Raw genomic sequence first — 23,909 nt, 5'->3', positions numbered from 1 at the left:
GGTGAAAACGTGTCTGCGGCCCGTAGATGGCGGGCGCAGTAGCGATAGTCGGGTGACTAGTAGTGGCCACTGAGTTCATGAGGTTAAAGAAACTGCGGAGTACCTGAACATGTTGGTGACATGGGTGTACCGAGAAGCGCCGAAGTTGGGGATGGCGCCCTACAAGTTCGGTCGGGGTCGCAACGCCAAGGTTCAGTTCAAGCTTTCCGAGGTGAAAGCCTGGGCTATGCAGCAACGGCTGGAGTGACCACCCCGGCTGCGGACGGGGACGTGTGCAGTGGAAGCCGGGCCTGGCCCTCTTGTGGAAGCTGCCGATGCGATGACATCAGCGGCCCGACAAGAGGGCCAGGTCCGCTCGGTTTCGGGGAAGGTGGCTTTCAGGCGGTGAGGGCGTGGAGGTCCTGGTCGAGGAGCTTCGCCGCACGGCCGATCGAGGCCGGCATCAGGTGACGGTAGATCCGGAACGTTACTTCGATGTTCTTGTGGCCCATCCACTCGGCAACGTCTGTGATGGGGATGTTGTGTGCCAGGCAGTTCGCGGCGAAGAACTGTCGGTGACCGTAAATCGTCATGCCTTCAGGAATGTCCATATCCTTGCGAGCCAGCTTCTGGTACCAGATGTTATTGATCGTGCTGTGGTTTATGTGCTTGGCGCGAGTACCTTGGAGTACGTAGCCGTCCTCGGTGGTGCCGTGCCTCTCGACGAAGCACTCGATTGCCTCACGGACGCTCGCCGGCAAGGGAACTTCGCGGAACTCGCCGGGCTTCCTGTGCTTGAGCTTTCGAGCTTCTTGGAGCGGTGGTGGACCTGCTCCGTTACGCGGTAGGCATCGTTCGCCACGATGTTGTTCACGTTCAGAGCGGGAGCTTCGCCGTTGCGCAGACCGCAGCCGGCCATCATGTCGATGAACATCGAGAAGCGGTCGTTGTCGGCCGCCGTTTTGATGCCGGTGATCTGTTCCATGGTGGGAACGACCGCACGCTCTGCCTCGTACCGTGGTGCATCCACGCCCTGGAGCGGATGTTCTTCTATCACGCCCTTACGGTGGGCGTCAAGAAGCAGCGTCTTCAGTAGCACGTACACCTTGAACTGGGTGGAATCCGGTGTGCCGAGACGCTCCATTGTCGTGAGGAACTTCTCCACGACCATGGCGGTGAAGGTCTCCACCCGTCGTGAACCCAGTCCGGGCATCAAATGGTTGCGGGCGAGGTGCTCGTAGTCGTACGTCGTGCCGTGTGAGAGCCGTCGCTGTCGACCCATGTAGTCGTCGACGAACTCCTCGAACCGCATCTGTCCGTAGTGTCGGATCAGCTCGGCTTTAGAGGCGGGGGTGTTGGCCCTACGTGCGTGAAGAGCGAGGAGCCGTTCCTTGGCGGCGTCCTGGGTGCGGAAGCCGGTTTCCTCGCGCTGCCTGCCGCCTGCGTCGCGGTACCGAATGAAATAGGGGTGCTGGCAGCGGGTGGGCTGGTTGCAGTCGCACTTCTTGGCGAAGGCGCCCATGCCACGGGCGAGCTGCTTGGGCGGGGAAGGCAATGTACAGACCTCGGGCTCGTGCTGACTTTTTGCTGACTCAGCGCCCGTGATTATGGTTCTGACCAGCGGCCCCACCAAATGGCGAGTGGTACGACTGGTACGCGTACTCCTTCCTGGCCGTCTACATCGCCGACCGGGTCTTCCCCCGGGGCACCGGCAACTCACTGGTACCGCTGCTGTCCACCTTCGCGGTGTTCGCGGTGGGCTTCTTCATGCGCCCGGTCGGCGGACTGCTGATGGGCGCGGTCGCCGACCGCCGGGGCCGCCGGGCCGCGCTGACCCTGACGATCCTGCTGATGGGCGGCGGCAGCCTGCTCGTCGCCGTCACCCCCACCTACGCGGCCACCGGCGTGTTCGCGCCGATCGTGCTCGTCGTCGCCCGGCTGGTGCAGGGGCTCTCGGTCGGCGGAGAGTTCGCCGCCTCCACGACCTTCCTGGTGGAGTCGGCCGGGCCCGGCCGGCGCGGGCTGTTCTCCAGCTTCCAGTACGTCTCCACCACCGCCGGCCAGCTGCTCGCCTCCGGCACCGCCGCCCTCCTGGCGGGCACGCTGAGCGACGGCCAGATGGGGCAGTGGGGCTGGCGCCTGGTCTTCCTGATCGGCGCGGTGTTCAGCCTGCTCGGCCTGTGGATCCGCAGCGGGGCACGGGAGACGCGCAGCGCGGCGCAGCAGGCAGCCGCCCGCCCGGGCCTGTTCGAGGCGCTGCGCCGCTACCCGCGCCAGTCCCTGCTGATCTGCGGCATCACCGCGGGCGGCACCCTCGCGTACTACACCTGGACCACCTACCTGCCCACCTACGCGCAGGTCAACGTGGGCTTCGACAAGGGCCAAGCGCTCACCGTCGGCACCCTGTCGCTGCTGTTCTTCGCCCTGCTCCAGCCGCTCGGCGGCCTCCTGTCGGACCGCGTCGGCCGCAAGCCGCTGCTGCTCGGCTTCGCGCTGGGCTTCGCGGTGCTCGCCGTACCGCTGCTGCACCTGGTGACCGACGCGTTCTGGTCGCTGCTGCTGGTGCAGTGCGCGGGCATGGTGCTGCTGACCGGCTACACCGCGGTGGCCGCCGCCGTGAACGCCGAGGTCTTCCCGGCCCGCGTCCGCGCCGCGGGCATCGGCTTCCCGTACTCGCTGACCGTGGCGCTCTTCGGCGGCACCGCGCCGTACGTGGGCACCTGGTTCAAGCAGGCCGGCCACGCGGACCTCTTCCCCTGGTACGTCTCCGCGCTCTGCCTGATCTCCTTCGTCGTCTATCTGACCCTGCCGGAGACCGCCAAGCAGAAGCTGGACACCTGAGAGCCGGTGTCCGGGCCGCGGTGTGCGCACGGGCCGCCGCGGTCCGTGCGCACACCGCGGACGGCCCGTACGCCGCATCACGACGCGAGCGTCACTTGCGGGCGACGATCGCCGCGTTGGCACCGGGCGCCTCGAACGGCACCTTGCGGACCTCCGAGAAACCCGCGTCGCTCAGCCAGGAGCCGTACTCCGCCGCCGTGTAATTGCGGCCGCCCTCGGTCTCGACCAGCATGTTCAGGCTCATCAGGGCGGCCGGGGCGGGCCCGGTCAGATCGTCGTCGACCATCAGCTCGCTGATCACCAGGGTGCCGCCGGGCGGCAGCGCCGCGCAGCACTTGTCCAGCAGCATGCGGTTGGTGGCCTCGTCCCAGTCGTGCAGGATCATCGACAGCACGATGACGTCGTGTCCGCCGGGCAGGTCGGGCTCGGCGAGGAAGTCGCCGGGGTGGGCGCCGATCCGGTCGTCGAGCCCGGCGTCGGCGATGTTGCGTTCCGCGACCGGGCACACCTTCGGCAAGTCGTACACCGTCGCCTTCAGTCCGGGGTGCCGCCGGCACAGCTCGATGGCGTACGCGCCGGAGCCGCCGCCCACGTCCAGCAGCCGCGTACCGGCGGACAGGTCCACCACCTCGCCGAGCCGCCGCGCGGTCCACGACGACAGCGCGTGCATCGCCTCCCAGAAGACCGACAGCAGCCCCGGGTCCTCGGTGTCGAACAGATGCGGCTGCTTGTCCGGATCCCAGGTGGTGGGCCGGTTGGTGCGCACGGCCTCGCCGAGCCGGCCCCAGCCGGGGTACAGCCGCTGGTCCAGCATCCGCAGCCAGCCGCTGAAGTCGTACGGGCGGCCGGGCACCAGATAGGTGTCGGTCAGCGGCGAGTTGACGAAGCGGCCGTCCCCCCGGCGCTCCAGCAGGTCCAGCGCCGCGCAGCCGGTCAGCAGCATCCCCGCGGGCCGTACACCGATCTCCAGCTCCTCGGCGCACTCCTCGACCGTGCCGCCGCCCAGCCGGTCGAGCACCCCGAACAGCCCCAGCTCCTCGGCGGTCGCCAGCGTCTTGAACGCCCAGAACCCGGTGGCTAACTGCATCAGCGGCAGCGGGGACGCGGTCGGCGCGACGGGGTGCGGGGATGCCATGAGATGCCTCCAGCAATCGATACGGGGGTGATACGGGGACGTACGGGGATCGCACGGAAGTTTACGGACGCGAACATACGTCCGTGCCCGTGATCACTACCACCGTCGGGAGGCTGTCACACACGGAAAACGGGCCCCGAAGCCGGTGCCCGGGGCGCAGCGGAAGGGCACCGTCCCGCCCTGGCGCGGACGGGACGGTGCGGTCGGGGTGTGGACACCGGCTTTCAGGGGGAGTGGCCGTGCCCGGCGCCCGATTCGACGGTGCCGCCCAGCCTGTCCCGCAGCGGCAGCAGCGCGCTCCGGGAAGGGCCGGTGACCGACCAGCGGGTGCCGACGAGGTAGCTGCCCCCGTACGCCTGGGCCTCGGTCAGCCAGGCGCGCTTCGTGGCGTCGCTGCTGAAGGTCAGGATGCGGAAGACGCCGGCGCGGGTGGTGCAGCCGCCTTCCCGCAGCTCCTGGGCGTCGATGATGACGTCGGCGCGGCAGCCCAGGGCGGCGGCGATCTGCGTCAGGGAAGCCGGGGGACCTGGTGTGGTGGCTGGGGCGGAGGGGTGGGGGGTGTGCCGGGCGGGTGGTGCGGCGGCCGGGGCGGAGCCGCCGCCGGTGAACCCGGCGGTCACGACCAGCGCACAGGCCAGGCCACCTGCCGCGAGGAGGGGAAGCGCCGGGCCGGACGGGAACCTCATGGGTGAATTCCCTCGCTCTCAGCGGCAGTCGCGGCCGGAATTGATGCAGTCCACGGCCGTACGCATCAGCCGCTCCGGCATCAGGTTGATGACATCACCGTGGTCCGTCACCGGATTGTGCAGCTGGTCGGGGAAACTGTCCACCGCGTACAGCGTCCCCGGCGCGATGGAGTAGGTCAGCCGCTGCACCAGCCGGGGAATGGCCCGGAATCCGTCGCGGCACCGTCCGTTCCCGTCCGGGAAGACCACGTGCGTACGGTGATTGGCGCTGTCGGTGTTGCGCCCGTCCCAGCAACTGGGAAACACCAGCGACCGGACGACATTGCTCCCCTGGGGACAGAGCGGGTACTTGTTCCTGAGCTGCCGGTCCTCGAAACCGGTGCAGCTCCACGAGGCTTTCGCGTTGGCCGGCCCGTTCGTCAGGGCTTTCGCGTCGCCGGTCAGATTGCGCAGGAACGGCGGCATGGCGGACACCTGCTCCGCCCCGTTCCCGTCGAAGGTCAGGGACACTTCGGCGGGGCGCAGGATCGTGCCCACATTGCCGTCCTGCCCGCCGCCGGGCGCGTCGGCGTCCTGTTCCCGTGCATGGTCCCGCAGCCGCAGCACCGGCCAGTAATACGTGGACCGGTCGCCGTTGCCGCAGGTCGTACCGGATCCGGCCAGCTTCCGGTCGGAGGAGAAGGCGTCCGTCGCCAGATTTCCGACGTAATCGTGCATGTGGTGGGCGCCGTTGCGCACGCCCGGTGCCACGATCAGGTTGTCGGGGTTGTGGTGCCCGTTCTCGTTGCGCCCGCATTCCGACCGGAAGGAACCGCCCCGCCCGCCCCGGTCTCCTCCGTCCCGGGTGTCCGGCCGTACGGATCTGATGTCGACGAAATCGCTGCGGAACGGGCCGTTGTCCGCGCTGTCTCCGTCCCGCGCACCCCGGGGAGCGTTCTGCGCGTTCTCCACGGTGGCGCTCTTCCCCGTCGCCCGGCACGCGCTCAGCCGGTCGAGCGCGTCGGGCCGGCCACCGGCCTGCCGCAGGGCGTCCGTGATGCGTCCGATGGTGGCCCGGCGGTCCCGCTCCAGCGTGCTCAGCACCCGGTCCTGGCCGCCAGGATCGGCCGACCACCGCTGGAAGGCCTGGGCGATCTGCGCCTCCAGCCGGCCGAGATCCCGGTTCACTTCGGGGGCCGCTTCCGGCGGGAGGCTGCGCAGCCGCTGCCCCACGTCCGGACAGCTGATCGTGCGGCCGGCCGACGTGGTGTCCGCGCCGCCGGTCCCGGCCGCGCCGGTGCCCGCCAGCGCCTGGGCGGCGATCACCGCCGTACCACCGCACGCGGCCAGTGCCGTCACGAGCAGCGCTCCGCTCCGCTTCGACAGGCGTGTCCTCTTGTGCGGACGCGCCGTCCGCGCCGGTATCCGTTGCTGCCGTTTCATGTCATCACTTCGCTTCACTTCGCGGGTGGCGGCGCCACCGTAGCTGTGCCGGACCCGCCGGACGGCGGCCCGTCGACGAGTGCGCCGAAGTCGACCAGTCCGGTCTGTTCCAGGGCCGTGATGTGATCGAGGACGACGGCATTGGCACGGGTGGCCAGGTCCCGGATCACGGAATTACGGGTTTGCGCCCGCACTTGGGCGACAAGAGAGAACACCTTGCCGTGGGCGCGGCGGGCCAGATTCGCGAACAGCCGCTCGTACGTGTCACCTTCGGCCGCGTCGAGCCGGCCGAGCCAGCTCTGCTGCTCGGGAGTGGGCCGGGCGGGGAGGGGGATCGCCAGCGCACGGGCCGCGTCGGCGGCGCGCTGATTGAGGTCGGTGTGCCCTTCCGCCAAATGCCGGCCCGCGTGCTGCACGGCCGGCCGCTTTCCGCGCTGCAACGCCTGCCGGCCGGCGGGGAGTTCCCACAGCCCGGCCTGCCGTACCTTTCTGACGAAATCCCGGTCGAGCGGTGACAGCGGACCCGACGGTGTGTCCCACACCCCGAGCCCGTCGTCCTGCGCGGCGGGAACGGAACCGCTCGCCGCGCTGCCGCTGCCCGCGAACAACTGCACCGGCAGCAAAATGGCCAGAGCTGTCAGGGAAAGCCCGGCGACGACCAGTCCGGTCCCCACCGAGAACCGCGACCGGACACTGCCGATCACCGAACGCCGCCGTCCGACGCTTCGCACAGTGCCTCCTTCTCCGGGGGACGGGAAAGAGGACGCTAATGCGGCACCGGGCCGCCTCCGCCGTATTGGCGCCGACCGGACAAAGAAACGCCACGGCGCTTGCCGCTTGCTAGGGTGCCGGGCCGCACCCGCCGAGCGCGGTGCCGGCCCGTACCCCTTTACGTGGTCCGGGCCCGTGAGCCCCGGGACGACACACCGGAAAATGTCCGGCAAACGGGTGATTTCATGTAGGGAGCGTCACCATCGGCAGCGGAGCGTCAATACCTTCAGCAAACACAGCAACGCTGCCGGTCAGCCGCGGCTGACCGCAGCCGTACATGAAGGAGACGTCCCCATGTCCGCACCGCGCCGCCTGCTGACCACGGCCTGTGTGACCGCGCTCGCCCTCACCGTGCCACTGGGCGGCAGCCTCTCGGCGGCCGCCGCTCCGCAGGGGCCGCGCCCGGTGCCCGCACCTCAGGGGGACCAGACCCGACTGGGCCACGGCAGCGGCGACTTCTGCCTGGCGCCCGGGGACGCCCGCGCCCTGGCCAAGGCACATGTACGGCTGAACGCCGTCCGCCCGGCCCGGCTGACCGGCAACCGTGAACGGCGGTGCGTCACCGCGCCGATCACCGGCGGTACGTTCAACCGCGGCCTGTCCAAGGGCGAACTGCGCTTCGACGGCGGCTTCGAGTTCACCCGCGGCGGCCGCTACCTGCGGGTCAACCACCTGATGGCGGACTTCGCCACCGGACGGGTCTCCGGTGACGTCCGGGGCACCCGGCCCGCCAGGGCCGCCTTCCTGGCGTTCACCCTGGACCGGAAGAACGTCCGGGTCTCCTCCGGCAAGGTCACCGCGCGCATCACCTTCACCCTCACCAGCCAGGGCGCCGCGTCCTTCAAGAGCGCGTTCGGCACCACCCCGGTCAAGGCGGGCGACCGTCTCTTCGAGGGCGCCGGCACGGCGGACATCCGCACGCCGCACCCGGCCGACACCCTCCGCCCGGCCCGGACGACGCTCGACGTCCACCAGTGACGGACCCCGGCCGCTGAACCACCGGCCGGGGCGGGCCCGCACGCCGTGAGCGGCTGTGCGGCCCGCCCCGGCCCCGCGTCCGGTTCCCCGTCCGCACCGGGAACCGGCGGCCGTCAGTGAATGACGGACACGATCCGGCAGACCGCCTCGGCCAGCCGGCGGTCGCCCTCGATACGGGCGCGGGCCGTCGCGGCGTCCGGCTGGAGGCCGCGGGTGCACAGCCGCCAGGCGGTCTCCGCGTCCAGCCGTACGAGCGCGGCGACGCGTCCGGTGCCGGGCTCGGCCAGGGACCAGCGAGGCCCGGTGGCGGTGGCGGTCCACGTGCCGCCGGCCGGGCCGTCGATCCGTACCTGGACCTGCGTGCCGACCGGCGCTTCGACCGTGCGCAGGGTGTGCGGCAGGGCCCGCAGGAAGGTGTCCAGGACCACGGACAGCGTGCACGGATCCGCATCGGTCTCCTGGCCGACCGCGTGCCGGATCTGCTGGCGGTGGGTCCAGAACTCGGTGAGTTCCCGGGCGCTGTCCAGCCACATGGGCGCCGGATCGGCACCGGCCCAGGAGACGCCCAGCGCCGGTGAGCCGGGACCGGCCGTCTCGAAGAACCGGACGACCTGCCCGCCGACCAGCTCCAGGGTGTCGGTGAGCGCGGCCGGGCTGATCCGGCGGCAGGCGTCCACCCACTCCTGGTTGCTCCGGTGGATGAACGCCTCCAGGGTCTCGCCCGGCGCGAAGCCGGGCCCCTCCCGGTGGCCGTCGCGGTCACGGGCGAGGCGCCCGTAACAGTCACCCAGGACATGGGCGGCCAGATCCCGTACGGTCCACCCCGGCACCGCCTGAGCGCGCCAGCCGGCCGGCGCCAGACCGCGCAGCATGCCGATCAACGCGGCGTGCTCGGCAGCGAAGTACGGGCGGGCGTCGATCGGTGGGCCGAGCCAGGAATGGTCCGCGTCGTCATTGCTCCGGTTGCTCATGGTGCGAGCCTGCCGACCGGCGGCCCGGTCGGCCACCGGATATCGGGCTCCGTCCGGTCGTGGCTGAACGCCGCACCGTTCCCGCCCGTACAACTCCTCGCGCCCGCACCGGAGTTTTCGTTCAGGCCCGCCCATGCCCGGCCCTGCCTGGCGATACCCGTCATCCCATGATCCGACATCGTATGAAGAGATCGATAGGCATATGACAAAGCCTATGACAGCGGCATTTGTCGGGGTAGTGTGGCCGCGCGTCACACATTTTGCCCCCCGGTTGAACGCTTTGCGGCCAGCGTCCGTACAGCATCGTGCGTACGTGACCTGGTCACCCCCCGCCCCTCCGGAAGGACAGGCATGACTGCTGATCCTGGCTTACCTGCCCGGTCCCCGAGACCGGCGGTCACCGCCCGCCCGCCACGCCCCGCCGTCCAGCCGCTCGGCCCGGAAGCGGTCGCCTGGCGGATCGGCGGTGACCGCCGCCTGCTGCTGCTCTCCGGGTTCCTGCTGCTCCTGCAAGGAGCGCACCCCGGCATCGGCGCCGCGACCCAAGAACACCCCAACCCCGTGGGCGCCGGCCCGTGGCAACGGCTCGACCAGCGGATGACCTCCGTGTTCACGCTGATCTTCGGCGGTCCGGCGGCCTTCGCCGAGGCCGGCCGGCTCCGCGAGAGCCACAAGGGCATCAAGGGCGTCGACGGCCACGGCAAGCGCTATCACGCGCTCAACCCGGAGGCGTACTGGTGGGTGCACGCCACCCTCTACCGGGCCCTCGTGCTCTCCCAGCAGTGGTTCGGGCGCCCACTGCACCCCGCCGACCAGCGCCTGCTGTACGCGGAATGGCGCCGCCTCGGACTGATCCTGGGCCTGCGTGAGCACCACATGCCGCCGACGCTGGACGGCTTCGACACATACTTCGCGACCATGGTCGACGAACGGCTCGGCGACAACCGCACGATGCGCGACCTGCTGAGCATCCTGGACGTGTCCGCCCTGCCACCGCCGAGCTGGTGGCGGCTGCCCCGGCGGGACTGGCAGCGCCTCTGCCGGACCGCCGAACCGATGGTGTACGCGCTGGTCGTCGGGTTCCTGCCCGAGCTGCTGCGCGACCGCCTCGGGCTGCGCTGGACGCGCGACGACGAGCGGCGGCTGCGCCGGTTCGCCGCGGTCGTCCGTACGACGGCGCCACTGGTGCCGGAGCGCTGGCGCCTGCACCCGGTCGCGTACCGGTTCAAGCGCTCGAAGCGTCCGTAACGCATCCGAGCGGCACCTGGAGAACTTCCGAACAGCCCCTTTGAGCCGGGCCTTCGGCGGAGCCTGCCGTGCGCCGGCATCCCCCCGGCCGCCGAGCCCCCGGCGAGTAGTCGGAAAGGACCACAGTCATGCGCGAATCACTGCCGCACACCGCGGACGAGAAGGCAGCGACGCCCGGCCCGTCCGGTACCGGACCCGGTGGCTGCCTGACGGACCTGCTGCTGAACGCCGCCGACCACGGCCCCGCCTCCGGTGTGCTCTGCCTCGCCGACGACGGAGCGGACACGGCCCCCCTGCTCACGTATCCCGAACTGCTCCAGGCGGCGAGCCGGATGACGGGCGCACTGCGGAGCGCCGGGCTGCGGCCCGGAGACCGGGTCGCGCTCCTCCTGGAGCGCGCCGAGGACTTCATACCCGCCTTCTGGGGCTGTGTACTGGGTGGTTACGTGCCCTGCCCGCTGGTGCCCCTGAGGACGGACACCGAACGGTGGGCCGCACAGCTGACGCATGTGAACACCCTGCTCGACGGGCCCCTGCTGGTGACCACCGCACGCCTGAAGGGTGAACTGCCCGCGGTCCCGGGGCTCGCGGTGGCCTGTGTGGAGGACCTGGCGTCGGCCGAGCCCGCGACGGACTTCCACCGCGCCGCCCCGGAGGACCTCGCGCTGCTCGTGCTCACCTCGGGCTCCACGGGCGCCGCCAAGGCCGTGATGCTGACGCACGGCAACCTGCTGGCGTCGATGCGGGGCAAGAACGGCCACCACGAACTGCGCTCCGGCGACACCACACTGAACTGGATATCCTTCGACCACGTCGCGGCGCTGCTGGAATGCCACCTGCTGCCGCTGTCCGTGGGCGCCACCCAGATCCACATCGGCCCGGAGGCGATCCTGGAGGACCCGCTGCGGTTCATCCGGCTGATCGACGCCCACCGCGTCACCGTCACCTTCACCCCCAACTTCCTGCTCGGGTACATCAACAGCGCGCTGGAACGGCCGCCGGCGGACTTCGCCCCCGACCTGAGCTGCCTGCGGCACATCGTGAGCGGCGGCGAGGCCGTCGTGTGCGCGACCGGGCTCACCTTCCTCGACCGGCTCGCGCCGTACGGCCTGTCCCGCGGCGCGGTGTGGCCCGCCTTCGGGATGACGGAGACCTGCGCCGGCAGCGTCTACTCCCGGGAGTTCCCCGCGGTGGACGCGGGGCAGGAGTTCGCGTCGCTGGGCACCGCGGTCAGGGGCCTGGAGCTGCGGACGGTCGACGACGATGACGTGCCGCTGACCGACGGCACGGCCGGTGAGCTGCAACTGCGCGGGCCGATGGTGTGCACCGGCTACTACAACAACGACGCGGCGACCCGGCAGGCGTTCACGGACGACGGCTGGTTCCGCACCGGTGACCTGGGCACACTGGCCGACGGCCGGCTGACGCTGGTGGGGCGCAGCAAGGACAGCATCATCGTCAACGGCGTCAACTACTTCAGCCACGACCTGGAGACGGTGCTGGAGCAGCTCGACGGTGTCGAGCCGTCGTACGTCGCCGCCTTCCCCACCCGCCGGCCCGGCAGCGACACCGAGCAGCTCGTCGTCGCCTTCGCGCCGTCGGCACCGCTCGACGCCCTCCTCCCGGGGGCCGAGGGCGCCGATGACCGTACGGAGGACGCGGACGACCGCACCGGGGCCGCCGGCGACCGTACGGAGCCCGCTGACGACCGAGCCGAGGCCGAGCTGCACCGCCTGCTCGTCGCGATCCGCGGCAGCATCGTCCTGCACTGGGGGTTCCGCCCGACGCTCCTGCTGCCGCTGCCGGCCGACGCCTTCCCCAAGACCAGCCTCGGCAAGATCCAGCGCGCGCTGCTGCGCAAGCGCCTGGAGAGCGGCGAGCTGTCGGCGTACGAACGGCAGGTCGCCGAGCTGACCGAACGCCGCACGGGGGGCCACACGGCACCGGAGGGCGACACCGAGACGACCCTGGCCAAGATCTACGCCGGGCTGTTCGACGCCGACCCGGACACCCTCAGCGCCACCGCGAGCTTCTTCGAACTCGGCGGCACCTCCCTGGACATCCTGCGCCTCAAGAGCCAGGTCGAGCGCACCTTCGGCATCGCGAACCTGCCGGTGCTGGACATCCTGCGCGCCCCTTCCGTCCGCGCCCTCGCCCAGCGGCTCGACGCCGGGCAGGCAGCAGGCCCCGCCGCGTACGACCCGCTCGTCCCGCTGCAGACCACCGGCAGCAAGACCCCGCTGTTCTGTGTGCATCCCGGCGTCGGCGAAGTGCTCGTCTTCGTCAACCTGGCCGCGTACTTCACCCAGGAGCGGCCGTTCTACGCGCTCCGGGCCCGCGGCTTCAACGCCGGCGAGAGCTACTTCACCGAGTTCGACGAGATGGTCCAGTGCTACGTGCGGGCCATCCGCGAGCGGCAGCCGCACGGCCCGTACGCCGTCGCCGGGTACTCCTACGGCGGAGCGGTGGCCTTCGAGATCGCGAAGACGCTGGAGGCACAGGGGGAGCGGGTCGACTTCGTCGGAATCTTCAACCTGCCGCCGCACATCAAGCCGCGCATGGAGGAGCTGGACTTCATCGAGGGCGCGGTCAACCTGGCCTTCTTCCTCGACCTGATCGACAAGGAGCAGTCCGAGCGGCTGCCCGCCGAGCTGCGGGCCCTGCCCGCCGGCCGCGACCCCCTCGAAGCGCTGCTCTCCTACGCGCCCGCCGGACGGCTGGCCGAACTCGACCTGGACCTGCCCGCGTTCGCCGCGTGGGCGGAACTGGCGCAGTCGCTGCTGTCCATGGGCCGTACGTACGAGCCCGGCGGCAGCGTGGAGCGGCTCACCGTCTTCTACGCCATCCCCATCCGCGGCACCAAGGAGGACTGGCTCAACCTCCAGCTCAAGAAGTGGGACGGTTTCAGCCGCAGCCCGGTGACGTACATCGACGTACCCGGCGAGCACTACACGCTGATGGGACACCAGCACGTCGCCGCCTTCCAGGACATCCTGCGCCGGGAACTGGACCAGGCGCTCGACGGCGACTGACCCCGGCCTGCGAGGCGCCGCCCGCCCCCGCCGTGCCCGGCGGAGAGCCCGGCGGCCCGTACGCGAACATGACTACAGCGAAGGAGAACCCGTGCTGACGGGAAAGAAGATCCTGATCACCGGGGCGACCGGACAGGTGGCGCGGCCGGTGGCCGAGTCGCTGGCCCGGGACAACGATGTCTGGTGCCTGGGCCGCTTCGGCGACACCGCGGCCGAGCGCGCCCTGACCGACCAGGGCATGCGCACCAGGCGCTGGGACATGAGCACCGACGGCCTCGACGGCCTGCCGGACGACTTCACCCACGTACTGCACTCGGCCGTGCACCGCGGCGACGGCAGCGACTTCGAGGACGCGGTGGCGATCAACTCGGTGGCCACCGGGCGCCTGATGACCCACTGCCGCCGCGCTGAATCGTTCCTCTTCATCTCCACCGGCGCGATCTACGCCTCCCAGGGCCTCGACCACCACTACACCGAGACCGACCCGCTGGGCGGCCGCGCGCCCTGGCTGCCCACCTACCCCGTGGGCAAGCTCGCCACCGAAGGCACCGTACGGGCCTTCGCCGCGACACTCGGCCTGCCCACCACCATCGCCCGCCTCAACGTGGCCTACGGGCCGTACGGCCACGGCGGCGTACCGGTCCTGCTGTACCGGCAGCTGCTGGCCGGCCGGCCCATCGAGATGCCGCCCGGCGGCCAGCACCTGTGCAGCCCGATCCACACCGACGACATCGCCCGCCAGGTGCCGCTCCTGTGGGACGCCGCCGGGGTGCCCGCCCAGGTCGTGAACTGGGGCGGCGACGAAGCCGTGGGCGTACGGGACCTCATGACGTACATCTCGGAACTCACCGGAGTACCGGCGAAGTTCACCGAGGCCGAGATCTCCCGCGAGACCAACGCCTTCGACAGCACCCGGCGGCGCGCCCTGATCGGCGACTGCCGCGTCGACTGGCGCACCGGCATCCGCCGCACCCTCGCGGCGCACTTCCCGGACACCGCACTCGCCACCCCGCAGCCGTGACCACAGTCCCTGGAGGAAGCGCAGCCATGCCCACGCACACCGAGACCATCCGCGCCGCCTACGCCGCGTTCCACCGCCGCGACCTCGACGGCGTCCTCGCCTTCTTCGCCACCGACATCCTCTGGACCCACCCCGACGGCATGGACGCCTACGGGCTCGGCGGCACCAAGAAGGGCCACCGCGAGGTCCGGGAGTTCATGGCCCGCGTACCGGGGGTGTTCAGCGAGATGCGCCCCGAACCGGAGGAGTTCATCGAGTCCGGGGACCGGGTCGCGGTCTTCGGGCGGCACCACATGCGGGGCGCGCGCAGCGGGGTGGGCGGCACCGTGAAGTTCGTGCACTCCTGGCGCATCGTCGACGGCAAGGCGACGCACTTCGAGGACTACTTCGATTCGACGCAGGTGCTCCAGCTGCTGGAAGCGCCGGCGGCCGCGGGTGACGAGCGGCCTGCCGCCGGCGATGCGACGGCCGGCCGGCCTACCACCGGCTCCCGCGACGCCGCCTCGGCCGGGTCCGCCGGTGACCCGGCCGGTGCCGCCGTCGCCCCGGTCGGTTCCGCTGCCGACCCGGTCGGTGACATCCTCCGGACCGGCCTCGGCTTCTGGAACTCCAAGGTGCTGATGTCCGCCTGCGAACTGGGCGTCTTCACCGAACTGGCCCGCGCCGGGCAGCCCCTGGACGCCGGCGAACTCCGTACCCGTATCGGAATACACCCGCGCGGCGCCCTCGACTTCTTCGACGCCCTGGTCTCGATGAACCTGCTCGACCGCGAAGCCGGCCGCTACCGCAACACGGCCACCGCCGACGCCGTCCTGGACAGCGGCAAACCCGAGCACTACGTAGGCGCCATCCTGGAGTTCATCAGCGAACACGACTACGCGCCCTGGGGACAGCTGACCGAGGCACTGCGCACCGGCGAGCCGCAGACCAACGTCCCCGAGGACGGCAGCGACCCCTTCGAGGAGCTGTACGCCGACCCGGAGCGGCTGCGCCGGTTCCAGCGGGCCATGACCAGCGGCTCCCTGCCGACGATCACGGCCCTGGCCGAAGCCTTCGACTGGTCGCGGCACCACAGCGTCGCCGACATCGGCTGCTCCGAAGGCGCCCTGCTCGCCCACGTCCTGCGCGCCCACCCCCACCTCAGCGGTACCGGCTTCGACCTGCCACCGGTCGGGCCCACCGTCGACGAGACGGTGGCCGCCGCCGGACTCGGCGACCGGATGACGTTCGTACCCGGCAGTTTCCTCACCGACGAACTGCCCCGCGCCGACGTCCTCGTCTTCAGCCAGATCCTGCACGACTGGGACCTGGACACCAAGCGGATGCTGCTGCGCAAGGCGTACGACGCGCTGCCCGACGGCGGTGCCGTGGTGATCGCCGACGCGCTGATCGACGACGAACGCCGGCACAACACCTTCGGCCTGCTGATGAGCCTGCACATGCTCGTGCAGAGCCCCGGCGGCTTCGACTACACGGGCGCGGACGGCATCGGCTGGCTCCGGGAGGCCGGCTTCCGCGACTGCCGGGTCCAGCCGCTGCCGGGGCCGCGCTCGCTGGTCGTGGGGGTCAAGTGACCGGCGGTCCGTACCGGCCGCACCGGCCGCGCCCGCCCCACCGCGCCCGCAGGCAGCACGAAGGAGCCAGACCATGACCACAGCCCTGATCGTCGGCGGCGGCATCGCCGGCCCCGCCACCGCGATGGCCCTGCACAAGGCGGGCATCCGGTCCGTCGTCCACGAGGCGTATGACGTCGGCGCGGACGAGGCCGGTGCCTTCGTCACCCTCATGGAGAACGGCCTGGACGCGCTGCGGGCCATCGACGCCCTGGAACCCGTGCTGGAACGTTCCTTCCCCGCCGCCGGTGTGGACTTCATGAGCAGTTCGGGCCGGGCGCTCGGCCACGTCACGCTGGGGGACGGACCGTCCGGCGACGCGACCCCGCGCACTCCGCGCACGCTGCGCCGCTCGGCGCTGTACCGCGTGCTGTACGAGGAAGCGGCCCGGCGCGGCATCCCCGTCGAACACGGCAAGCGGTTCACGGGCGCCACGGCCACCCCAGGCGGCCGGGTGACGGCCTCCTTCGCGGACGGCAGCACCGCCGAGGGGGACCTGCTGATCGGGGCCGACGGGCTGCGCTCCACCACCCGGCAGGTGATCGACCCCGACGCGCCCGGCCCCCGCTACACCGGCCTGAACACCGTCTTCGGCTACACCCGGGACAGCTCCGCCCCCGCCGCACCCGACGGATACCGCATGATTTACGGCAAGCGGTCCTTCGTCGGCTACACCACCGCACCCGACGGCGAGACCTGGTGGTTCGTCAACATGCCGGGCCCCGAACTCACCCGCGCCGACATCACCGGCACCACGAGCGACCAGTGGCGGGAACGCCTGCTGGCCCTCTTCGCCCAGGACACCACCCCCGCCGCCGACCTCGTCGCCGCCACCGGCCCGACCCTGATCAGCAGCAACACCTACGACCTGCCCCGGCTCCCCGTCTGGCAGAACGGGACGATGGTCGTCATCGGCGACGCCGCGCACGCGGCCGCACACGCCGGACAGGGCGGCTCCATGGCACTGGAGGACAGCGTGATCCTCGCCAAGTGCCTGCGCGACGTCCCCGGCATCCCGCAGGCGCTGAAGACGTACGAACACCTGCGCCGGGACCGCGTCGAACGCGTGGTGGCGCTGAGCGCCCGGATGGGGGACGACAAGATGCCGTCCCGCCTCAAGCGGGTACTGCGCGACGCCATGATGCCCCGCCTCCTGGAACGCGGCCGCCCGGGAACTCCCGGCTGGCTCGCCGGACACCGCATCGACTGGCAGGCGCCGGTGGGGGCGGCGTAAGAGGTCCTGGGCCCTGCCGTCACCTTCCCACCCGCACGCGACGGAGCGTGGCACGCTGCACCGCCCACCCTTCGGGCGGAACGACGGGAAGGCGGCGGCAGGGCTCAGACGGAACCGGTGGTGCCGGTCGGCAGAGCCTGCTGGTAGAGCGCCACCAGCACACCGTGCACGGGCTGGTCCTCGGACTGTTCCTCGGCCTCGTCGACCAGCGTGGCGAGGGCCTCGCCGAGTTCTCTTGCCTTCTCGGGGCTGAGACGCAGGTGGCGCAGTGACAGCTGGGTCTCGGCGGGTGAGCGGTCCAGCTCCTGGGCGACCGCGGCGAGCATCGCGGCGGTGCCTGCCGCTTGCGGTTCGGCGACGACCATGTGGCGGGCCGTTCGCTGGTAGTACTGCTCGGTGCCGCCGCGGACCCGGCGGGTCTCGGCGACATGGACCAGGCCCGCTTCGCGGAGCACTTTGAGGTGGTGGGCCACGTTGCCCTTCTTCGCGCCGAGCTGCGCCGCGAGCCGGCTGACGGTGGCAGGCCGCTGCCCCAGGGCGAAGAGCAACCGCTGACGCAACGGGTGGGCGAGCGCCGCGAACTGCTCAGGCGCGCCGATCTCCAGAACATCCTCGGGAGGTGGCAGGTGGGAAGGCTGATCGCGCATACCGAAAGTGTCTAAATTCTTTGACGCTTTCACAAGCGCGGTGCTCTACTCCCTGCCATGACGATTCCGACGAAGATCTCACCCGCCCCTGTCATCGACGAGACGGTCCGGCTGCTGACCGAGCACTACGTGTTCCCCGAGACGGCCGAACAGCTCGCCGGCCTGCTGCAACGACGCCTCGCCGAAGGCGCCTACGACGTTGACGACACCGAGGAGCTAGCCCGTCTGGTCACCACGGACCTGCAGTCCGTCAACGGCGACCGGCACCTGAGACTCAAGCACCACGCCGACCCGGTCTCCCCGGAGCGGGGAGCGGCCACCTGGGACGCCATGCGCCGCGACTTCGACACCTCGCTGGGCGGTGCGCCCCGGGTGGAGTTGCTCGACGGAGGGGTCGCCGTGGTGGAGCTGGCGCCGATGCTGTTTCCGCTGGAGTGGGCCGCCGAACCCCTGAGCGCCGCGCTCACCCTGGCCTCCCGCGCCCAGGCACTGATCGTGGACCTGCGCGCCAACCGGGGCGGCGCTCCGGACACGGTCGCCTTCGTCTGCAGCTATCTCCTTGACGAACGTACCCACCTCAACACCATGTACTGGCACGGCGACGAGCGCAGCGAACAGTCCTGGAGCCTGCCACACGTTCCCGGCGCGCGCTTCGGCGGCAGCAAACCGTTGTACGTACTGTCCAGTGGCAGCACCTTCTCCGCCGCTGAGGAGCTGGCGTACAACCTCCAGCAGCTCGGCCGCGCCGTCGTCGTCGGCGAGCGCACCCGCGGCGGCGCGCATCCGTGCCAGGGCTGGACCGTGCACCCCCACCTGGAAGCCACCGTCCCCGTCGGCCGCGCCGTCAACCCCGCCTCCGGTACGAACTGGGAAGGCACCGGTGTGCAGCCGGACGTTCCTTGCGCCGCTGCCGACTCCCTGGATCATGCGCATGCGCTGGCTCTTGGTCGACTGGCCGGCTGATCCGGTTCGGCCGGCCTTGTTCGGGCGACCTGGTTCGGCTGCCCCGGTCCGATTGATCTGGTTCGGCCGACCTGGTTCGACTGCCCCGGTCCGGTTGATCCGGTTCAACTGGCCTGGTTCGACCGCCCCGGTTCAACTGGCCTGGTTCGGCTGCCCCGGCCCGACTGATTCGGTTGAACTGCCCCGGGCCCAAGGCGAAATGCCGAGGCCAGGCCGCTTATGCTTCCGAGGCATGACCATCGAGCTGCGGCACCTGCGCGCCTTCCTCGCCATCGCCGACGAGGGCAACGTCACCCGCGCCGCCGCCCGCCTCCACCTCGGCCAGCCCGCGCTCTCCCGTACGCTGCGGCAGCTGGAGAACCACCTGGGCGCCCGGCTCGTGGACCGCTCCACCCACCACCTCGAACTGACCGCCGCGGGCCACACGTTCCGCGGCAAGGCCCGCGCCGCCCTCGCCGCCGTCGAGACCGCACTCGACCCCGCGGGGCTGCGTGGCTGGCCGCTGCGCCTGAGCCACACCTGGGCGGCGCTCGGCGACCACACCGTCCCGCTGCTGCGCCGCTGGGACGAGACCCATCCCGACACCCCGCTGGAACTGCTCCGGATCGACGACCGTGCGGCGGGCCTCACCCAGGGCAAGGCCGACGCGGCCCTCCTGCGCGGTGCCGTCACCTCACCTGGACACCGGCTCCGTACGGAGCTGCTGGTGATGGAGGAGCGGGTGGTGGTCATGGCGGCGGACAGCCCGCTGGCCGCGCTGCCCCGTATCACCCTGGCGGACCTCACCCCGTACCCGATCGCCCTCAACACCGTCTCCGGCACCACGACGATGGACCTGTGGCCCCCGACCGCCCGGCCGGCCACGGCCATCGAGGTGACCAACACCGACGAGTGGCTCATGGCCATCGCCGCGGGACGCGCCGTGGGCATCTCCACATCGGCCACCCCGAGCAACCACATGCACCCCTCCCTGCTCTACCGCCCCCTCGCGGACGCACCCCCTGTCCCCGTCGTCCTGGCCTGGCCCGACAGTCCCGGTCACCCGGCGCTCCCAGACCTGCTGACCCTCACCCGCCGCATCCTCGCGGACGCAAGGGCGGGGGAGGCGGCAAGCGCGTAGATTGGCGGAGCGGCTGACTCGGGGTTCGGAAGATGACCGACGCGCTCCTGACCGGACTGCTCGCGGGCTACGGCATCGCCATGCCGGTCGGAGCCATGTCGGTGCTCATCGTGACGCTCTCCGCCCAGGTCTCGTGGCGGCACGGCACGGCGGCCGCGCTGGGGGTCGCGACCGCGGACGGGCTGTACGCGCTGGTCGCCGTGGTCGGGGGCGCGGCGTCCAGTCACGCGATCGCCTCGGTCACCCGTCCCCTGCGACTCGTCAGCGCGGCGGTCCTCGTCCTCATCGCCCTGCACGGCCTGGTGACCGCTGTGCGCACCCACCAGGCCCCGGCCGCCCGGCCGCCGGCCACCGGCAGGTCACCGTTGCGTACGTACACCGGCCTGGTCGGCCTGACGCTGCTCAACCCGGTGACGGTCGTCTACTTCGCCGCCCTGGTCGTCGGCCGGCCGGGGACCGCGCCCTCGCCGGCCGCCGGCGCGGTCTTCGTGGCCGCCGCCTTCGCCGCCTCGGTGAGCTGGCAGGTCCTGCTCGCCTCGGGCGGCGCCCTGCTCGGCCGGTTCCTCACCGGTGAGCGAGGGCGCTTGACGATGGCCGTCGCAGGCAACGGCGTGATCCTGCTGCTGGCCGCCCGTCTCACCTGGACGGCCTTGAGGGCCTGAGTGCTGACGGGGCGTGCCTTCGTCTTCATCTGTGGTCGTGTTCATCTGCGATCGTGTTCGTCTGTGATCGTATTCATTGGTGATGCGTTCAGCGGTGGTCGTGTTCATCGGTGGTCGCGCAGAAACGCAGGGATTTCGTCGCGGGTAGGGGAGTTCGGCAGGGGCGCCGGCTGGTCCTCAAGGAATGCGGTGATGACGGCGGCGGCCCGGTCGTTGTTGTCGTCGAGGCCGTTCCACATGTGGTGGCCGACTCCGGGCAGGTACTGCGTGCGTCGGACGGCGGGGTCATCGGCGAGGACGGCGGTCGCCCACTGACGGACCTGGGAAGAGCACTCGGCGATCATCAGCATCGCGGGGGTCCGGGAGTGCTTCAGCCGGGCGGCGATGGAGGGTGAGTCCTTGACCGTCTGCTGGATGCGGAGGCTGGCGGCGGGACTGAAGGAGAAGTTCCGTGGCGTGTCCTCGGTGGGGATGCGGTGCGCGTCGCGCGCGCAGTAGGCGGACGCGGTGTCGCTGCCGAGGTCGGCGGCGGTGAAGGCGTTGTCGCCTTCGGCCTGTCCGACCAGTCCGGTGTCAGGGGTGAGGAGCCCGAGTCGCATGAGGCCGAAGGCCACGCCGTACCGGGGGAGGTGCGTCGACCGCGGCCCGGCCATGGCGGGCGCGAGGCCGCGCGCGGACTCCCGGCCCTTGTGCCCGGCGAGGTGCGCGGTGGGGCCGTCCATGGGGCCGGGCTCGGCGATGATCGCCCGGTGCAGGCGTGCGGCGACGCTCGGGTCGGCCAGGGCCCGGGTGAGCACGGCCCCGCCTGCGGAGAATCCGAGGATGTCGACCTTGCCCTTGCCCAGGCGGTCGATGAAGGCGGCGAGGTCGTGGACCGATCTGGAGATCGTGTACTGGCCCATGGGCAGCGGGTCGCTCCGTCCGCCACCGGCCTGTTCGTAGGCGTAGACGTCGTAGCCCTGGTGTGCCAGGAGTTGCAGGAACCGGTGGTCGAGCACCGAGATGCCACGGACCGGTCCGCCGTTGAGGTACACGAACGGGACGGGATGCCGGGCGCCGGAGTTCGCGGGCGGGTAGTGGTACACCGCGACCCGGCTGCCGGTGGCCAGGCTCCAGTGCTGCGTGGTCACGAACGGCAGAGCGGGCGGGTACTGCCGGGCCGTCGGTACGGCCGGGACGCAGACCGCCGCCGTCAATGCGGCCGCGACGACCACCGGTAGGAACGGCACGAGGCGCGCCGGCCAAGGGCGGCGCCGGCCTCGCCACAGCGCGAGGGCGACCCCGGCCGCAAGGGTCGTCAGCCAGGCGGCGAGTCCGGAACCTGCCCCGTCCGTGAGGGCGATCAGTGCGAGAAAGACGATGACCAGCGTCGCGACGGCAGCCAGGGACAGCAGTAAGCGTCCGGTGACGCGGACGAGGCGTAGGGCGTACGTGGGCACGGCGAACCTCCGACAGTTTCAGAACGCTGTTTCAAAACGACGTTATCAGAGCAGGTAGGCTGCTGACCGTGGGTAGGCCGAGGACGAACGACGAAGCTGTCAAAGAGCGGCTTGTGGTGTGCGCGACCGAGATGCTCGCCACCCAGCCGCGGGAGTCGGTCACGGTCCGCGCCGTGGCCGCCGCTGCCGAGGCGTCGACGACGGCGGTGTACTCCCTGTTCGGCGGCAAGGACGGGCTGATCGGCGCGGTACGCGACAGAGCCGTCGCCGGCCTGTACCAGGACGTGTCCGCGGTACGGACCTCCGACGACCCGCTGGCCGACCTCTACGCGCTGGCCGTCGCCTACCGCCAGTGGGGATGCGGGAACCGCCACCTCTACACCGTGCTGTTCGGTGGTGTGCAGTCCTTCGACCCATCGGGGAAGGTCGGTGCCGGCGACCCGATCCGCCCCCTCCTCGCGGCGATCGAACGCGGCTTGGCGGCGTCCGTCCTCGCCGGCGAAGCAACGTCGATCGCCCTGTCGATCTGGGCCACCCTGCACGGGCTCGTAATCCTCGAACTGGCCGGAGCTCTCGACGCCACCACGGCCGATGCCGCATTCCACTCGACGGTCCACGCCACGCTGCGCGGATGGGCGACTCCCGCGGTGTTCCGCGGCCTTCGCTGAACGGCGCGGCCGACCCGCCTGCCGCCTCAGTACTGTGGCTTCGCATGACCGACACCGAGATCGAGATCACCGCAGACCTGGTCCGCGACCTGTTGCAGGAGCAGCATCCCGACCTTGCGGGGCTGGCCCTCCGCGAGGTGGCGGGCGGCTGGGGCAATCAGATGTGGCGCCTGGGGGAGGAGTTGGCCGTGCGCGTGCAGCGCATGGACCCCACCCCGGAGCTTCAGCTCAAGGAACGGCGGTGGCTGCCCGTGCTGGCCCCGCGCCTTCCGCTCCCGGTGCCGACCCCGGTGCGGTTCGGCGAACCGTCCGAGCGCTTCCCCAAGCACTGGACCGTGATGACGTGGGTTCCCGGCGAGCCGCTGGACCACGCCTCGATCAGCCGCGGCGCCCACGCCGCCGACACGCTGGCGGGCTTCCTGCGGGCGCTCCATGTGGAGGCGCCCGCCGAGGCGCCGACCATCACGGACCGCGGTGCCCACCCCAGCCGTTACACGGACGGCTTCGAGCACTTCCTCCAGGCCGTTGCCCCCAACGGCATCGCGGCCGACGTCCGGGCCGTCTGGGACGACGCCGTCGCGGCCCCCGCCTGGGAGGGCCCGCCGGTGTGGGTGCACGGCGACCTCCACCCCGCGAACGTCGTCGTCTCGGACGGAACCCTCTCGGGCATCGTCGACTTCGGCGACATGTTCGCCGGCGACCCGGCGTGGGACCTCGCCGCCGCATGGCTGCTGCTCCCCGCGGGCACGGCCGCACGGTTCTTCGCCACGTACGCGAGCGCGGAGGAGGCGACGATCCGGCGCGCCCGCGGGCTGGCCGCGATGAGAGCCTCTTCCTGATGCTCATGGGACAGAACGGAGACCGGGGCCTCCCCGGCGGCAAGCCGAACTGGGGACCTGTAGGCCGGGTAGCACTTGACCGCGTTCTCAAGGGCGTTTGATGGGCCCTTCTCTGCACTTCGGCGCCGAGCGCGACGTCCTTGCCCCACTCGAACATCCGGTGGACACCGTGGCAGGCCAGCGCGCGGCAGGGGACACGTAGGGGGCCGTGGGCACCCTCGGGCGCTTCGCGGAGCTCGGAGTGCTGCTGGAAACCTTGTTACTGGAAGCCTCGTCACTCCTGTTCAGCGGGCTCGCGGTACTCGTCCTGTGGCCGGTCGGCCGGGGAGTCGTAGCGGACAGCGAGCGGACAACGGGCGGGCTCTTGCCGCAGGAGCCGTGCTTCGTTGATGTTGGGCGGCAGGAGGCGTGGCAGGAGGTGCGGCGGGGGCTGGCTTGCCTGGTTCCGGCAGCCGGCAGGGGACCGGCGCCGAATGGGTCGGTGCCGTGCTGTTGGTGTCAGGGCCCAGGCCGTTGCAGACGCCGGGGCAGCAGCAACGGCCCGGGTGGGGGAGGCGCCGGGGCGGGTCGCCACAGCCCGGCCGGCGGTTGCGGCGCGGCGCATGGGCCGGGGCGGGGGCCACCTGGCGCTGCCCTTCGC

Annotated in this window: 19 protein-coding genes and 2 pseudogenes; 12 read left to right on the top strand and 9 right to left on the bottom strand. The window is 71.1% G+C overall.

All coding sequences use genetic code 11. The annotated features are described in order from the left end of the window. Window positions 1-377 precede the first annotated feature (377 nt). A complete protein-coding gene (locus tag AB0L45_RS21785; protein WP_365842281.1) occupies window positions 378-740 on the bottom strand; it encodes a tyrosine-type recombinase/integrase in 363 nt (120 codons plus the stop codon). Beyond that, window positions 641-1,501 (bottom strand): site-specific integrase, encoded by an 861-nt coding sequence (locus tag AB0L45_RS21780; protein WP_365842279.1) that lies wholly within the window; start codon window positions 1,499-1,501, stop codon window positions 641-643. The genes AB0L45_RS21785 and AB0L45_RS21780 overlap by 100 nt, the downstream gene beginning before the upstream one ends. A 116-nt stretch (window positions 1,502-1,617) precedes the next feature. On the opposite strand from AB0L45_RS21780, the pseudogene AB0L45_RS21775 reads away from it, so the two are divergent. Then, window positions 1,618-2,820: pseudogene (locus AB0L45_RS21775) on the top strand (MFS transporter); the annotation flags it as partial. Between the two features lie 91 nt (window positions 2,821-2,911). Here the strand turns inward: AB0L45_RS21775 and AB0L45_RS21770 are convergent. The 4 genes from AB0L45_RS21770 to AB0L45_RS21755 form a co-directional block, all read right to left on the bottom strand. Beyond that, a complete protein-coding gene (locus AB0L45_RS21770) occupies window positions 2,912-3,955 on the bottom strand; it encodes a methyltransferase (protein WP_365842277.1) in 1,044 nt (347 codons plus the stop codon). Between the two features lie 224 nt (window positions 3,956-4,179). Next, on the bottom strand, window positions 4,180-4,641 hold the full coding sequence (locus AB0L45_RS21765) for a hypothetical protein (protein ID WP_365842275.1): 462 nt from the start codon (window positions 4,639-4,641) through the stop codon (window positions 4,180-4,182). Between the two features lie 18 nt (window positions 4,642-4,659). Then, window positions 4,660-5,979 carry a DUF1996 domain-containing protein gene (locus tag AB0L45_RS21760; protein WP_365842273.1) on the bottom strand — a complete coding sequence of 440 codons (1,320 nt, stop codon included), beginning with the start codon at window positions 5,977-5,979 and terminating at the stop codon, window positions 4,660-4,662. A gap of 98 nt (window positions 5,980-6,077) precedes the next feature. After that, window positions 6,078-6,794 (bottom strand): DUF4142 domain-containing protein, encoded by a 717-nt coding sequence (locus AB0L45_RS21755; RefSeq protein ID WP_365842271.1) that lies wholly within the window; start codon window positions 6,792-6,794, stop codon window positions 6,078-6,080. Between the two features lie 334 nt (window positions 6,795-7,128). Between AB0L45_RS21755 and AB0L45_RS21750 the strand changes: the two genes are divergently transcribed. Continuing rightward, window positions 7,129-7,812 carry a hypothetical protein gene (locus tag AB0L45_RS21750; protein ID WP_365842269.1) on the top strand — a complete coding sequence of 228 codons (684 nt, stop codon included), beginning with the start codon at window positions 7,129-7,131 and terminating at the stop codon, window positions 7,810-7,812. 113 nt (window positions 7,813-7,925) lie between these two features. Here the strand turns inward: AB0L45_RS21750 and AB0L45_RS21745 are convergent, their stop codons facing one another. Continuing rightward, window positions 7,926-8,783 (bottom strand): maleylpyruvate isomerase family mycothiol-dependent enzyme, encoded by an 858-nt coding sequence (locus AB0L45_RS21745; RefSeq protein WP_365842267.1) that lies wholly within the window; start codon window positions 8,781-8,783, stop codon window positions 7,926-7,928. Between the two features lie 351 nt (window positions 8,784-9,134). Between AB0L45_RS21745 and AB0L45_RS21740 the strand changes: the two genes are divergently transcribed. The 5 genes from AB0L45_RS21740 to AB0L45_RS21720 all read left to right on the top strand — a co-directional run bounded on the left by AB0L45_RS21740 (window position 9,135) and on the right by AB0L45_RS21720 (window position 16,931). Beyond that, window positions 9,135-10,031 carry an oxygenase MpaB family protein gene (locus AB0L45_RS21740; RefSeq protein ID WP_365842265.1) on the top strand — a complete coding sequence of 299 codons (897 nt, stop codon included), beginning with the start codon at window positions 9,135-9,137 and terminating at the stop codon, window positions 10,029-10,031. Between the two features lie 128 nt (window positions 10,032-10,159). Beyond that, window positions 10,160-13,063, top strand: a complete 2,904-nt coding sequence (locus tag AB0L45_RS21735; RefSeq protein WP_365842263.1) for a non-ribosomal peptide synthetase — start codon at window positions 10,160-10,162, stop codon at window positions 13,061-13,063. Window positions 13,064-13,157: 94 nt separating this feature from the next. Further along, window positions 13,158-14,084 (top strand): NAD(P)-dependent oxidoreductase, encoded by a 927-nt coding sequence (locus AB0L45_RS21730; RefSeq protein WP_365842584.1) that lies wholly within the window; start codon window positions 13,158-13,160, stop codon window positions 14,082-14,084. A 26-nt stretch (window positions 14,085-14,110) separates the two neighbouring features. Beyond that, the gene (locus AB0L45_RS21725; RefSeq protein ID WP_365842261.1) at window positions 14,111-15,658 is read left to right on the top strand and encodes a methyltransferase; all 1,548 of its coding nucleotides are present in this window, start codon (window positions 14,111-14,113) and stop codon (window positions 15,656-15,658) included. Window positions 15,659-15,731: 73 nt separating this feature from the next. Then, complete coding sequence (locus AB0L45_RS21720; RefSeq protein ID WP_365842259.1) at window positions 15,732-16,931, top strand: FAD-dependent monooxygenase; 1,200 nt, start codon at window positions 15,732-15,734, stop codon at window positions 16,929-16,931. A gap of 104 nt (window positions 16,932-17,035) precedes the next feature. Here AB0L45_RS21720 and AB0L45_RS21715 read toward each other — a convergent pair whose 3' ends face one another. Continuing rightward, window positions 17,036-17,578, bottom strand: coding sequence for a winged helix-turn-helix domain-containing protein (locus AB0L45_RS21715; RefSeq protein WP_365842257.1), 543 nt, complete (start codon window positions 17,576-17,578; stop codon window positions 17,036-17,038). A gap of 57 nt (window positions 17,579-17,635) precedes the next feature. Between AB0L45_RS21715 and AB0L45_RS21710 the strand changes: the two genes are divergently transcribed. From AB0L45_RS21710 to AB0L45_RS21700, 3 genes are all read left to right on the top strand, one after another. Then, complete coding sequence (locus tag AB0L45_RS21710; RefSeq protein WP_365842255.1) at window positions 17,636-18,541, top strand: S41 family peptidase; 906 nt, start codon at window positions 17,636-17,638, stop codon at window positions 18,539-18,541. A 232-nt stretch (window positions 18,542-18,773) separates the two neighbouring features. Further along, window positions 18,774-19,661: a LysR family transcriptional regulator gene (locus tag AB0L45_RS21705; protein WP_365842253.1), complete on the top strand. Its 888-nt coding sequence runs from the start codon at window positions 18,774-18,776 to the stop codon at window positions 19,659-19,661. A gap of 32 nt (window positions 19,662-19,693) precedes the next feature. After that, entirely contained in the window at window positions 19,694-20,323 is a 630-nt protein-coding gene (locus tag AB0L45_RS21700; protein ID WP_365842251.1) for a LysE family transporter, read from the top strand. Between the two features lie 104 nt (window positions 20,324-20,427). Here the strand turns inward: AB0L45_RS21700 and AB0L45_RS21695 are convergent, their stop codons facing one another. Beyond that, window positions 20,428-21,762, bottom strand: a complete 1,335-nt coding sequence (locus AB0L45_RS21695; protein WP_365842249.1) for an alpha/beta hydrolase — start codon at window positions 21,760-21,762, stop codon at window positions 20,428-20,430. 68 nt (window positions 21,763-21,830) lie between these two features. On the opposite strand from AB0L45_RS21695, the gene AB0L45_RS21690 reads away from it, so the two are divergent. Next, window positions 21,831-22,430, top strand: a complete 600-nt coding sequence (locus AB0L45_RS21690; protein ID WP_365842247.1) for a TetR-like C-terminal domain-containing protein — start codon at window positions 21,831-21,833, stop codon at window positions 22,428-22,430. 44 nt (window positions 22,431-22,474) lie between these two features. Further along, a pseudogene (locus AB0L45_RS21685) lies at window positions 22,475-23,370 on the top strand (aminoglycoside phosphotransferase family protein). Window positions 23,371-23,909: the final 539 nt, after the last annotated feature.

This window comes from Streptomyces sp. NPDC052496, from assembly GCF_040679095.1.
Taxonomy (GTDB): domain Bacteria; phylum Actinomycetota; class Actinomycetes; order Streptomycetales; family Streptomycetaceae; genus Streptomyces.
Note: the sequence above shows the minus strand (reverse complement) of the source record. Positions and strands in the feature narration are given on the sequence as shown.